This window comes from Gracilibacillus sp. D59, assembly GCF_052246695.1.
Classification (GTDB): domain Bacteria; phylum Bacillota; class Bacilli; order Bacillales; family Amphibacillaceae; genus Gracilibacillus.
Map to the genome: position 1 here is coordinate 73,907 of NZ_JBQQCK010000005.1, position 13,742 is coordinate 87,648.

Sequence of the window (13,742 nt, forward strand, 5' to 3'; positions counted from 1 at the left end):
ATTATTAATAGTCTATGATATAAAATAGATAAAATGTAATAATGGAAAAACAAATAACCAGCTATCAAATCGGTCTAATATACCTCCATGGCCTGGTAATAATTTTCCTGAATCTTTTACATCATAATGTCTTTTTATTGCTGACTCAACAAGGTCACCTATTTGAGCAAATATGGATGCTATAATCGTAACTATAACAACTAATAACATTGATTCTTTTACTTGTAGGAAGTATTGAAAAATAATAGCTACTAAACAGGCAACTAAAATTCCACCTAATGCCCCTTCAATTGTCTTCTTCGGACTAATTTGTGGCCAAAGTTTGTGTTTTCCAAAAGCTCGTCCAAAAAAATAAGCTCCTGTATCTGTTGACAATATTACTAGAATAGCATAAAAAATATAGACTAGTCCATTTTCGGCGTCTCTAGTTTGGATGAAATAATAAAAACCCAAACCAACATATATAGATGCCAAAATTAAGAAACCAGCATCTTCAAATGTAAATTTGTTTTTGACCAACACTGTATAACCTAGTATAACAAGCACAAAAAACATGAGTAATTCCAAACGTGTTGAAAAGAATATATATTCATCTTGAAACAATAAAGACCATAATAAAATAACGCCTATAACAGTAGGAATTGGATACTTTGTCATCCTTCTCATATGTAAAAGTTCTAGAAAACCAATTGTTGCAATGATATACATGATTATTTGAAAGGGTATTCCACTTAAAAATATAAATGGAAAGAAAAGCAATATTGCAACCACCGCAGTAATAATTCTTGTTTTCATGTTATTTTCACACCTTATATTCCACCATAACGACGTTTTCGTTTCTGAAAATCGTTGATAGCTTTTTCAAATTCTTCTGTATTGAAATCAGGCCACAATGTGTCTGTAAACCATAATTCTGTATAAGCAGCTTGCCAGAGTAAAAAATTACTAAGCCGTAATTCCCCACTAGTCCTGATTAATAGATCAGGATCTTTTATATGAGAAGTATATAAATGGTCACTTAAAGTAGTTTCTGTAATCTCTTCAATCTCATACTTGCCTTCTTGTACTTCCTGGCAAATTTCTTTTATCGATCGTATCATCTCAAACCTGCTGCCATAATTTATAGCAATATTCAGTATTAAACCTGTATTATCAGCTGTTTGCTCTTTTGCTCTCCTAATAGCAGCCTTTGTATTCTTTGGTAAGTCATCGAATTCACCGATAGTCTGAATACGTACATTCTCATCAACTAATTCAGGCAAATAATGCTGTAAAAAATCGATTGGCAGTTTCATGATATATTCTACCTCAGTTGATGGCCTTTTCCAATTTTCAGTTGAAAATGCATAAAGCGTTAATATCTCAACTTGCAATTGATTTGCTGCCTTAACTATTCGTTTAACATTATCCATACCTTCTCGATGTCCTGCAACACGTGGAAGTCCTCTCTTTTGAGCCCATCTACCATTCCCATCCATGATGATGGCAATGTGTTTAGGTATATTATCATCAGAGACTGTTTGTGATAAGTCTACCGTACTGTCTTTATTATTTTTAAAAGGAAGTTTAAACAAACGCATAATTTATCCTCCATCATCAAAAACCGTCTATTCTTTATTCAACATAAATATGGTTGTCATGTAAAGTGGAAAAACCCTCTTCTTAATAAGAGGGCTTCTACACTCAATATATATTCTACCTTTTTTTTGCTTAGACTTCCATAATTTCTTGTTCTTTTTCATTTGTTAGTTCATCAATTTTTTTAATGTGTTTATCCGTTTGAGTTTGCACATCTTCTTGAAAACCTCTTAGATCATCTTCTGTAATGTCACCATTCTTTTCATCTTTCTTCAACTGATCATTAGTATCACGGCGAATATTACGGATTTGGACTTTTGATTCTTCCGCATACTTACCGACAACTTTCACAAGATCTTTACGACGCTCTTCTGTTAATGGAGGTATGCTAATTCTAACTACATTACCGTCATTTGACGGTGATAATCCTAGATCAGCTTTTTGAATCGCTTTTTCGATATCAGAAACTGTGGATTTATCAAATGGTGTAATCACTAATAAACGTGCTTCCGGAGCAGAAATAGATGCTAATTGGTTTAATGGTGTTAATGCACCATAGTACTCGACTTGTACACTATCTAATATTGCTGGGTTGGCTCTTCCAGCTCTGACTGTTGCTAGATTTTTCGAATATGCTTTTACCGCTTGATCCATTTTTTCACGAGTTTCTTTAATTAACTGTTCAGACATGTTTAACTCCCCCTTATAATTGTTCCAATATTTTCACCAATTACTGCTTTTTTAATATTGCCTTCCTCTGAGATGGAGAAAACAAGTAATGGTATGTTGTTATCCATACATAATGATGAAGCAGTTGAATCCATTACACCTAGTCCTTCGTTAAGAATTTCCAAGTATGATAATTCATCATATTTTCTAGCTTCTTTGTCAACTTTAGGGTCTGCAGTGTATACACCGTCTACATTATTTTTAGCCATTAAAATAACATCTGCTTCCACTTCTGCTGCTCGTAATGCAGCCGTTGTATCAGTTGAGAAGTATGGATTACCAGTACCAGCAGCAAAAATAACTACGCGTTTTTTCTCCAAATGTCGGATTGCTTTACGACGAATATAAGGTTCTGCTACTTGGCGCATTTCTATAGAAGTTTGGACACGCGTAGGAATTCCCACATTTTCAAGACTATCTTGAAGGGCTAGAGAATTCATAACAGTAGCCAACATCCCCATATAATCAGCATTTGCGCGATCCATACCCATTTCACTACCAACTTTACCACGCCATATATTGCCACCACCAACAACAATTGCAACTTCTACACCTAATTCAACAATATCTTTTACCTGTTTTGCCACTGATTGAATAATTGATGGTTCAAGACCAAAACCTTGTTCACCACTCAGAGCTTCACCACTTAATTTAAGAACAATTCTTCTGTAGTTAGCAGTAGCCATAATTACCTCCATATATGTAAATATTATAAAGAAAACGAAGATTTTCGCCAAGTAAAAGGGTAGAATCTTCAATTTTCTAAAATATGTTATTAGAAAACTTGGCTTATTTAGTGCCTTAATTTTCAAACTATAATCCATAAAATTATATATTATATACATTCTTATAGTATAAAATAGTATTCTTTAAATTTTACTTAATAATACAACATCGAATCTGTTATATTAATAAATGCCATTATGCCTGAAAGAAAAGGGACACCAAGTGCCCCCCTTTTTTTGATCATGTTATTTTTTGTTTACTTGGCTCATTACTTCTTCCGCAAAGTTATCTTCGCGTTTTTCAATTCCTTCACCAACTTCATAGCGAACGAAAGATTTAACTGTTGCATTGTGGCTTTTTGCAACTTGTTTCACTTTTTGATCAGGGTCTTTAACAAAACTTTGGTCTAATAAACAAATTTCTTCAAAGAACTTGTTAAGACGACCTTCTACCATTTTTTCAACAATATGTTCTGGTTTACCTTCGTTTAATGCTTGAGTTTTAAGTAATTCACGTTCTTTTTCAACATCTTCTGCTGAAACAGCATCGCGAGATAAATATTTAGGATTTACAGCTGCTACGTGCATAGCAATATCTTTAGCTACTTGCTCATCAGTTGTTCCTTCAAGAACTGTAACTACACCGATGTTACCGCCCATGTGGATATAGGCTCCAAATGCATCATTATCCGTTTTATTAAATATCGTAAAACGACGTAATGAAATTTTTTCACCTATTTTTGCAATGTTAGAGTTGATGAATTCTTCTACTGATTCACCATCACCGTTAAGTGGTTGTTTTAGAGCTTCTTCAGCAGTTTCAGGTTTTTGAGATAGAATATGTTTAGCAAGATCCTGAGCTAAAGTTTTAAATTGATCGTTTTTTGTAACAAAGTCTGTTTCACAGTTTAATTCTAATAATACTGCTTCATTTCCAGATACTTCTACATAAGCAGAACCTTCTGCAGCAATACGATCTGCTTTTTTGGCAGCTTTAGAGATACCTTTTTCGCGAAGATAATCAATAGCTTGCTCAATGTTACCATCAGTTTCTTGAAGTGCTTTTTTACAGTCCATCATACCTGCACCAGTTTTTTCTCTTAGTTCTTTTACTAACTTTGCTGTAATTGCCATTAGAGATTCCTCCTTTAATATCATATATTGCTGAAAAAAAGGTGATAAAAGGTCTCCCTCTTATCACCAAAACCTTTAATTACTCTTCTACAGATTCAACTTCTTTGTTTTCTGTAGCTTCTGCTTCTTCAGCAGCTTCTTCTGTTACTTCTCCTTGCTTCGCTTCTAAAATAGCATCTGCCATTTTACCAGTAAGAAGTTTCACAGCGCGAATCGCATCATCATTCGCTGGAATGACATAATCAATCTCATCTGGATCACAGTTTGTATCAACAATACCTACGATCGGGATGTTTAATTTATGTGCTTCTGCAACAGCAATACGCTCTTTTCTTGGGTCAATAATGAATAAAGCATCAGGGATTTTATTCATTTCTTTAATACCGCCTAAGAATTTCACTAAGCGCTCTTTTTCTTTAAGAAGACCTACAACTTCTTTCTTAGGTAATACTTCAAAAGTTCCATCTTCTTCCATTTTTTCAATATCTTTTAAGCGGTTGATACGTTTACGGATTGTTTCAAAGTTAGTTAATGTTCCACCTAACCAACGTTGATTAACAAAGAACATTCCTGAACGAATCGCTTCGTCTTTCACTGATTCTTGTGCTTGTTTTTTGGTACCTACAAATAAAACAGTACCATCGTTTTCAGCGATTTCTTTAACGAAATTGTACGCTTCTTCTACCTTTTTCACTGTTTTTTGTAAGTCAATAATGTAAATGCCGTTACGCTCTGTGAAGATGTATTTCTTCATCTTTGGGTTCCAACGGCGTGTTTGATGTCCGAAATGAACACCAGCTTCTAGTAGTTGTTTCATTGAAATAACTGCCATGGATATTTTCCTCCTAATAAATTGGTTTTTGATTCCTCCATTTGTTTCATACGATACAAGGACTAAACTATAGCACCACTTGTATCTTCCACAAACGTGTGTATTTAACACCGAAAACAAATATACCATAATGTATAAGTGCAATCAAGCGATATTTCATTTTTTTTGTTGAAATTTCAATAATAGTTCTATTTCTGTCTTCCCTTTGTCCAATTTTTTTGCTATTTCATTAACTGTATACCCTTTATTATGCAAATGTAGTACATATGCTGTAGATGATTGTTCGACAACATCTTCAACTTGTTCAACATTTGTAATTGGTTGATAATCTTTTGTTTTTTTAGAAGTATTTAATTCTGTAACTGGTTGCTTGACTTCCTTTTGCTCTTGGCTAGTACTATTATTTTCAAAATTGTTTCCACTAAAATCCTCTACTTGTTTCACGAATTTTTCGTTTTCTTCTTTTATTTCTACTAAATAGACAGCAAGCGTGTCTTCGATATTTTTCACCTGTTGGTTCACATTATCTTCAATTGTAACTAAAGCTTCTTGCTTTACTTTCAGTTGTCTGATGATAACAAATGTTACAATATGGATAATGAAACTAAGCAATAATAATATATATAACATAATCTACCTCTTAACCATTAAAGTCCACTTTATTTCCTAAGTAAGGATGTTTGAACTGTTGTTGATATTGGCTCTCTTTTTTCTTTTCTTCGGTTGATGTTTGGGTGTTGCTGTCTCTTTTTTGTTTGTTATTTTTAAGGTGCTCACTTGCTTCTTGTTCTAAAACCTTTTTTCGTTTTCTCAACTCTTCATTAGCTATTGACTGTGCCAGTAGATTCTGATCAACCCTTCCTTGTTGCTGCATTTGATCTTGAATTTTCCCGGCATCCTGCGTTCTAGGTAAAGCAACCTGCATTTCTACTGCTTTCCAACTCATAGGATAACCTCCTATATTTGAAATCGTTCCTGCTCCCAGTATAACAGTTTAGCTATAGCGATTGAATGGTGACTTCCTTTTCCTCTAAATAAGCTTGAAAATATTGATATTCCTGATACAAAACACGTTTATATTTACCAAACATTAACTCGACATTTTCATATGCTTTTCCTCTAACAATTAATTTCATCCCATCATAATTGCCAATTTCGAATTGTAAATCAGTTAGTTCGTTTTTAATTGTTTGCAGCTTGTCTGTAGTTTTATCAAACATATTGCGCTGTTTTAATAACATAATTCTTTCTTTAGTTGGTAGTTCACCAATTGCATCTTTTTTTTGTTTCAATTGATCACCCATTATGCGCAATTTCTGCTGATTTACTTCTAATTCTTTCTGTTCTTGCTTTAAATCGCTTACACGGTCTAAAACCTTTTTACTGATCCCAAAAGTTAATTCTGTTTTGGAATTTGCCAAATTTCCCACATTCTTTACTTCAGTCATTTTTCCCGCTGAACAGCTTCCACCTATAATACTTCCATTAGAACAGAAAATATTATTTTGCGCGACACAAATTGAATGCATAATCGATGTTTTGACTTTCAGATCTTTACCAGCCGACACTTCTGCTTGATTAATATAACCTACTTCAATATCTGCCCCGGCCGTAACAACTGCCTTCTCCATACCGGCAATGCCTTCTCTTATCAATACATTACCACCTGCATTAATATACGCTGCCTCTACAATTCCAAACACCGTCACATCACCATCTGCTGTTACTCTAAAACCAGTTGGAACATTTCCTTTAATCATTACGGAACCATTAAATTCGATGTTACCTGTTTCAAGTGATAAGTCACCACTGATTTCATATAGGGAATAAACATTAATTATATGATCACCTACAGATAATTGTCCATCTGATGTAGCAATAAACGTTTGATCAGACTCATTAAAGGAAACATTTGCCCCAGATCGACATTTATAAGGTTTTCCTTTCTTTTGATTAACAGGGTTATTATAAATATCTATTCCTGGTTCACCATCAGTAGGAGGTATCAACTGAGCTAATATATCATTTTCTTCAACCATTGGAATTTTATTAACATCTCTGAAGTTCTTTTTTTCTTCTTCATTTAACGTGCTGTCTGTTGATTGCTTCACTATTAATTTTCCGTCCATACCATTTTTTGGTATTTTCCCTTCTGCTATGATAACTTTATTGTCTTCTGTTAGTTTTTGTTTCCAATCTACCTCATCAATGTTAATAACTCCAAATATAATATTGTAACTTTTTAATAACTCCTGAATCTCTTCTTCAGTTATGTCTTCTATTGCATCGGGTTCTTTAGCATACAAAGTTGCCACTAATCGATCTTGCGACACATTAATATCTATTTTTTCTTTTATTTCATTCATGATAAAGCCCCGCCTATACTATTATATTTTTTTATATAAATGACGAACTTTTACTATGGCTTGTTTATGAATTTGTGAGATTCTCGATGTTGTTAAGCCTAATACTTTACCAATTTCCGTAAATGTTAATTCCTTATCATAAAATAAACTTAAGACCATTTGCTCATTATCGTTGAGTTGTTGAATACATTTTGATAATTCTTGATAGTTTTCCTTTTGTACAATATTATCTTCTGGTAAAAGTCCCTTATCATCTGGAATAAGATAACCAATACCTTCTTTCGTTTCTTCAGAGCTGTTTTTACTTTTTTCCTCCATTGACAAAAGATTAGCAAAAAAGCTATCTTTTAATGAATCCTCAACTTCTTCCGCAGTCAATCCCAGATATTCTGCAATTTCATGGGGGCTAACTTCTCTTTGGAGTGATTGTTCTAACGCTTCAATTGCATGATCAATTTTTTTAACTTTATCACGTGTCGTTCTCGGCAACCAATCCTCTTTCCTTAATCCATCTATAATTGCTCCTTTTATTCGAAAAGAAGCATAAGTATCAAATTTTAAATCTCGACTATTGTCAAACTTTAAAATCGCATCAAATAATCCAAATAACCCCAAACTTTTGATATCATCTTTGCTAACACTTTTAGGCAAATTAACAGCGATTCGTTGGACATGGTAATGTACAAGATACATATAGTTTTCAATTAATTCATTCGTATTTTCTTCACTTTTGTTACTCAACCATTTATTCCACAGACTTTTATCTACTGATATATCTTTGACCATCGAATCACCTCATTTCAAAAATAACGATAACTGATTAAATTTGCATAACTCCACTATTAACTGTTCGTACTTCAAGCATCCCTGTTTCAATATTGAATTCAATCGTTCTCCCTTTATTTCCGCCAACATCCTGGGCAACAACCGGAATATTATTTTCCTTTAATTTTGCTAGAACTGCCTCGATATTTCTTTGCCCGATTTTTAACATTTGATTATCAGACTGAAAGGAAAACATATGTGCACCACCAGCTATTTTCGCTTTCAGCTTAGATTTACGTACTCCTTCGGTTAAGAGTTGTTTCAATAACAAATCAATCGATGTATCTGCATACTTCATTTCATTTAACATATTCCTTTTGGATGCAGTTGAATCTGGCAACATCACATGTGCAAGTCCTGCTACATTCTGTTCATAAATTACAACACCAACACAGGATCCTAGGCCAGATGTTTTTAATGTATTTGGTACTTGAGTTACTTTTTGGTCTGCAATACCAACTTTTACAACAGTTGCTGTCATTGTCATTATTCTTCGACCCCTAGTGCTCTGAAAATTTCATCAAAAGAGTCAGGGTCTGGTAATAAAAAGAAATGGCCTTTCACCGACTCGTTTGACTGTTCTTCTTCTTCAATCATCGTATCAATAATAATGGCATAGTCGCTTTCTTGCGAAATTTCAAGAAGCCCTTGCATTAAAATAGCAGCTGCCATATCAATCGTTACATTCGGTACGGTTGGTTGCATGTTAATAGAAGTAAAATCAGATAAAGCAGATAAATAAGATCCAGAAAGAATGTTACCAATCTCAGAAATAGCAGAAATAGCAAGATCATTTTCTTCAATATTATCACCGGATGTGCCTATCAGTTGCTCCACTAACGAACTAGACTCTTCAGGTGAAAGCACAAAAAACATACTTCCAGGAGCATCACCTTGGATTCTTAAAAATACGCTTACGATTACTTGCTCAGGTCCACCTACAAATTCCATCAGTTCATTAAAATCTACAATCTTAATAGAAGGGATTGACATCTCTATCTTTTTCCCTAATAGGCTAGAGAGTGCTGTAGCAGCATTACCAGCACCAATATTACCTACTTCCTTTAACACATCTAAATGATGTTGCGATAAATTTTCCATATTAACCATTTGTTTAACCTTCTTGTCCTGATATTGCAGCACGATAAGAGTCTTGCGATAATACCTTTTCCAATTCTAGAAGCATAATCAACCGTTTGTCGACTTTTGCTACTCCTCCGATATAATCTGCGTCAACAGTTCCAATCACTTGTGGAGCAGGCTCTATGGCATCCACCGGAATATCTAATACATCATAAGCAGCATCTACAATAAAACCAACATCAAATTTTTCCATATGAATAATGATAATCCTTGTACTTTCAGTATGTTCGATACTTTCCATTCCGAATCGCTCACGTAAGTCTATAATAGGCGTAACAACACCTCGAAGATTAATAACGCCTTTAACGAATTTTGCTGTTTTCGGTACCCTTGTAATATGTTGCATTCGCTCAATAGCTCCAACGACTTCAACAGGAATCGCATATTCTTCTTTATCCAATTCGATAATAATCGATTTATGATTGCTCGTTACTTCTTCCATGCTAGCCCTCCTAATTAATTAATGTGTTCGTATCAACAATTAATGCTACTTGTCCATCTCCTAAAATAGTGGCACCGGAAATCGCGAACACATCACCTAAATAATCACCTAACGATTTTAATACAATCTCTTGTTGACCGATAAATGTATCGACAATCAGTCCTGCCATTTTATCCCCTTTTCGAATGATAACAATAGAATATAACTCATCTTCATTGTTTTCAGTTGGTACTTCAAATACATTTTTCAAGTCTATTAGGGGTACTACTTTCCCTCTAAAGTCAATTACCTTTTTGTTGTGTGCATTTAAAATTTCTGATTTGCTAATAATGGCAGTTTCAATGATCGATGATAACGGTATTGCGTACTTTTCTTTTTTTACTTCTACTAATAACACGGAAATAATCGATAGTGTTAATGGTAATTGAATAGAAAATAGCGAACCTTTTCCTTCTTCTGATTCGATTGTAATTGTTCCACCAAGTGACTCAATCGTATTTTTTACTACATCTAACCCTACACCACGACCTGATACATCACTTATCTTATCAGCAGTAGAGAAACCGCTAGACATTATCAGTTGGTATACTTGTTTATCTGTTAATTGATTAGCTTCCACTTCTGTAATAACCTGATTGGAAACAGCTTTATTTACTACTTTTTCTCTATTTATTCCTGCTCCGTCATCAGAAATTTCAATAAAGACATGATTTCCACTATGATAGGCCTCCAATAATAAGTGCCCTTCTTCATTTTTTCCTGATGCTTGTCGTTTCTCTGGTGTTTCGATACCATGATCTAATGCGTTACGAATCAAGTGTACAAGGGGGTCACCAATTTCATCGATAACTGTTCGGTCTAATTCAGTTTCTGCCCCAATAATTTCTAGATTGATTTTTTTACCTAAATCTTTTGAAAGTTGCCGTACCATTCTTGGAAAACGATTAAACACTTGTTCAATTGGTACCATACGCATATTTAATATTATATTTTGTAAATCTCCTGAGATCCTCGACATTCGTTCAACAGTCTCTTGTAATTCTGCATGCTTAAGATTTGCTGAAATCTGTTCCAATCGCCCTCTATCAATAACCAGCTCCTCAAATAGATTCATTAAGCCATCAAGTCTGTCTATATTGACCCGTATCGTCTTACTAGTAACAGCTTTTTTCTTACTATCTTTAGATTTTTTACTTTTTGATGATTCACTGGCCTCATCATTTGCTTGTTCTTCCTCAGCAATTTTATGCTCATCGTTATGTTCTTGGTTGTTTATTACATGTTCAAACGTTGATACGGTAACTTCTTCAATTTCAGAAACTTTGAGAATTTTTTGTTCTACATCCTCAGGGCTATCCTTAGTTACTAGTAACACATGAAACTGGAGATCGAAGTTTTCATCCTCTAGTTCTTGAACCGTAGGATTTGCCTTGATTACTTCCCCAATTTGCTCTAACACTTCAAACACCATATATACACGAGCTGCTTTTAACAAGCAGTTTTCATTTAATTTGACAGTTACTTCTAAATTATAGAATCCATTTTCCTTTGATTGATCTATAATAGCTAATTCGAATTGATCTAATTTGTCAAAATGTGCTTGATCATTACTGATTGGCATAGACTTATTATTTGCAGTCTCAGTTGATTCGTTTACCTCTTCTAATTCTTGATTACTTTCAATAGCTTGTAATGTATTAACCAGTTCTTGCACATCTGAGGAACCATCTCCACCTTCAGCAATGTCTAAAACCATCCCTTCAAGCTGGTCCACAGCTTGAAAAATTACATCAATGATAGCAGAAGTTATTTTCAATTGATCATTTCGTACTGCATCTAGTACGTTCTCCATTTTATGGGTTAAATTTGCCAAATCTTGAAAACCCATTGTTGCAGCCATACCTTTTAAAGTATGTGCAGAACGGAAAATTTCGCCAACTGTATCCATGTTTTCTGGTTCATTCTCTAAGACTAATAATTGATCATTTAATGATTGAATGTGCTCTTTACTTTCCTCAATAAATACTTCAAGATACTCACTATTTTCCATCGGTATTTCACCTCTTCTTTGGGATTTTTTGCACTAATACTTCACTAATATTGTCTATGTCTTCTACATAATCTACTAAACTAGTTTTTTCTGCTGCTTGAGGCATACCATAAACTACACATGTTTCTTTTGATTGCGATATAGCAATGGTTCTAGGGTGTCGTTTTTTTAGATGTAACATGCCATTTGACCCATCACTTCCCATTCCGGTTAAAATTACTGCAATAGGGTGGCAATGGTTAACATTTGCAACGGATTCAAATAGTACATCTACAGAGGGTTGGTGCCCATTAATCGGTTGTTCTTGTTTAACTTCTGCATACAATTGGCTATTGATTTCTTTTACTCTAAATTGATTCCCGCCAGGAGCTAAATAAACTTTACCATTCTCTATTAAATCCCCATCTTCTACCTCTTTGACTGTTACATCTGATAATTTATTGAGACGTTCAGCCAATGACTTGGTAAACCCTTTTGGCATATGCTGAACAATAACTACAGGTGATTGAAAATCAATTGGCAATTTGGTAATTACTTGTTGTAATGCTCTAGGTCCACCGGTTGAGGAGCCTATAGCGACAATGGGTTGATTACTTGATATTGGTTTATAGCTATTCTTTTTGATAGAAGGTGCTGAATTGAGTGTTAACTTGTAATTTGCTTGAGATGCATGTTCTACTTTTTGAACTATCTCTGATTCAATATCTTTAATATTTAAGGAGATCGAACCAGAAGGTTTTGCAATAAAGTCAATAGCTCCATAAGTCATTGCCTCGATTGTTTTATCTGCTCCAGATTTCGTTAAACTTGAAAGCATCACAACAGGTGTTGGAGCTTTTTTCATAATTTCTTGTAACGTTGATATTCCATCCATCAATGGCATTTCTACATCTAAAGTAATAACATCAGGCTTTAAATCCACAACTTTTTGTAAGGCGTCTTTACCATTCCTTGCTGTATCGATCACTTCTAAATAAGAAGATGAATTGATAATATCTGCAATCATTTTGCGCATAAATGCTGAATCATCAACGACTAGTACAAGCTTTTTTTTCATAGATTTCTACCTTTCTGTCATTAATCTTCTGAGTCTATTTAGAAATCCTGTATCATTTGATTTTTTTACTGGTTCTCCTAGATATTGATTCGTGAGGCTTTCAATAGCTGCCGATGCTCTTGATTTAGGATTATGTAAAATAAAAGGTTGCTGTGCTAACACAGCGTCTGTAACAGCTGAATCATCAGGGATAGTTCCAAGTGGTGTAATATCATGATGCAAGAAACGATTCACTGCACTGTTTATACGATTCATGATATCGATACCCTGTTTTTTACTTCTAGAACGATTAATAATTAAATGAAACTTAATGGGTTGTTGTAATAAAACATGTTTTACCATGGAATATGCATCTGTCATGGAAGTCGGTTCAGGAGTCGTTACTAGAATACATTCATCAACAGCTAAGATATAATGGATCGTTTCTCGTGTAACACCTGCTCCCATATCAAAAATGATATAGTCATATTCTCTCATAAGTAGTTCTAATTGCTCATGAAAATATTTCAATCTTTGCTCATCAAGAAAGAAGATATGGTCCTGTCCACTACCCCCGGCAATATAAGAGAGTGAATATGGACCTACTTCTATAATATCATATATCGACAATTTATTCTCGAACAGATTAATGATTGAATAGTTTGAACTTTTACCTAATAAAATATCAATATTACCCATGCCCACATCCAAATCAAACAATAAAACTTTTTTACCTTTGCTAGCTAGTGATAAAGAAAAATTTAACGCAATATTAGACTTTCCTACGCCTCCCTTACCACTAACCACCGCTATCGTTTTAGCATGATAATGACTGTGTACACCTTTTAATTTTTGCCTTAGCTTTGCTGCTTGATCAGTCAT

Annotated in this window: 16 protein-coding genes; all 16 read right to left on the minus strand. The window is 34.2% G+C overall.

Going from position 1 to position 13,742, the window contains the following annotated elements:
• Positions 1 to 12: 12 nt before the first annotated feature.
• Positions 13 to 795: a phosphatidate cytidylyltransferase gene (locus ACTWP4_RS10320; RefSeq protein WP_443128678.1), complete on the minus strand. Its 783-nt coding sequence runs from the start codon at positions 793 to 795 to the stop codon at positions 13 to 15.
• Between the two features lie 14 nt (positions 796 to 809).
• A complete protein-coding gene (locus ACTWP4_RS10325; protein WP_443128679.1) occupies positions 810 to 1,580 on the minus strand; it encodes an isoprenyl transferase in 771 nt (256 codons plus the stop codon).
• Between the two features lie 130 nt (positions 1,581 to 1,710).
• Positions 1,711 to 2,268, minus strand: coding sequence for a ribosome recycling factor (frr, locus tag ACTWP4_RS10330; RefSeq protein WP_443128680.1), 558 nt, complete (start codon positions 2,266 to 2,268; stop codon positions 1,711 to 1,713).
• Between the two features lie 2 nt (positions 2,269 to 2,270).
• Positions 2,271 to 2,993 carry a UMP kinase gene (gene pyrH / locus ACTWP4_RS10335; protein WP_443128681.1) on the minus strand — a complete coding sequence of 241 codons (723 nt, stop codon included), beginning with the start codon at positions 2,991 to 2,993 and terminating at the stop codon, positions 2,271 to 2,273.
• Positions 2,994 to 3,278: 285 nt separating this feature from the next.
• Complete coding sequence (gene tsf, locus ACTWP4_RS10340; RefSeq protein WP_443128682.1) at positions 3,279 to 4,166, minus strand: translation elongation factor Ts; 888 nt, start codon at positions 4,164 to 4,166, stop codon at positions 3,279 to 3,281.
• Between the two features lie 79 nt (positions 4,167 to 4,245).
• Complete coding sequence (rpsB, locus tag ACTWP4_RS10345; RefSeq protein ID WP_443128683.1) at positions 4,246 to 4,998, minus strand: 30S ribosomal protein S2; 753 nt, start codon at positions 4,996 to 4,998, stop codon at positions 4,246 to 4,248.
• Positions 4,999 to 5,154: 156 nt separating this feature from the next.
• Entirely contained in the window at positions 5,155 to 5,628 is a 474-nt protein-coding gene (locus ACTWP4_RS10350) for a DUF6115 domain-containing protein (protein ID WP_443128684.1), read from the minus strand.
• A 10-nt stretch (positions 5,629 to 5,638) separates the two neighbouring features.
• On the minus strand, positions 5,639 to 5,944 hold the full coding sequence (locus tag ACTWP4_RS10355; RefSeq protein ID WP_443128685.1) for a hypothetical protein: 306 nt from the start codon (positions 5,942 to 5,944) through the stop codon (positions 5,639 to 5,641).
• Positions 5,945 to 5,996: 52 nt separating this feature from the next.
• Positions 5,997 to 7,364 carry a DUF342 domain-containing protein gene (locus ACTWP4_RS10360; RefSeq protein ID WP_443128686.1) on the minus strand — a complete coding sequence of 456 codons (1,368 nt, stop codon included), beginning with the start codon at positions 7,362 to 7,364 and terminating at the stop codon, positions 5,997 to 5,999.
• Between the two features lie 21 nt (positions 7,365 to 7,385).
• Positions 7,386 to 8,150, minus strand: a complete 765-nt coding sequence (locus ACTWP4_RS10365; RefSeq protein WP_443128687.1) for a FliA/WhiG family RNA polymerase sigma factor — start codon at positions 8,148 to 8,150, stop codon at positions 7,386 to 7,388.
• 34 nt (positions 8,151 to 8,184) lie between these two features.
• Positions 8,185 to 8,676, minus strand: a complete 492-nt coding sequence (locus tag ACTWP4_RS10370) for a chemotaxis protein CheD (protein ID WP_443128688.1) — start codon at positions 8,674 to 8,676, stop codon at positions 8,185 to 8,187.
• Positions 8,676 to 9,299 carry a chemotaxis protein CheC gene (locus ACTWP4_RS10375; RefSeq protein ID WP_443128689.1) on the minus strand — a complete coding sequence of 208 codons (624 nt, stop codon included), beginning with the start codon at positions 9,297 to 9,299 and terminating at the stop codon, positions 8,676 to 8,678. Before ACTWP4_RS10375 ends, ACTWP4_RS10370 begins: the two co-directional genes overlap by 1 nt.
• 4 nt (positions 9,300 to 9,303) lie before the next feature.
• Complete coding sequence (locus ACTWP4_RS10380; protein WP_443128690.1) at positions 9,304 to 9,774, minus strand: chemotaxis protein CheW; 471 nt, start codon at positions 9,772 to 9,774, stop codon at positions 9,304 to 9,306.
• Positions 9,775 to 9,784: 10 nt separating this feature from the next.
• Positions 9,785 to 11,824 carry a chemotaxis protein CheA gene (locus tag ACTWP4_RS10385; RefSeq protein WP_443128691.1) on the minus strand — a complete coding sequence of 680 codons (2,040 nt, stop codon included), beginning with the start codon at positions 11,822 to 11,824 and terminating at the stop codon, positions 9,785 to 9,787.
• Between the two features lie 7 nt (positions 11,825 to 11,831).
• Positions 11,832 to 12,881, minus strand: coding sequence for a protein-glutamate methylesterase/protein-glutamine glutaminase (locus ACTWP4_RS10390; protein ID WP_443128692.1), 1,050 nt, complete (start codon positions 12,879 to 12,881; stop codon positions 11,832 to 11,834).
• Positions 12,882 to 12,887: 6 nt separating this feature from the next.
• Entirely contained in the window at positions 12,888 to 13,742 is an 855-nt protein-coding gene (locus ACTWP4_RS10395) for a MinD/ParA family protein (protein WP_443128693.1), read from the minus strand.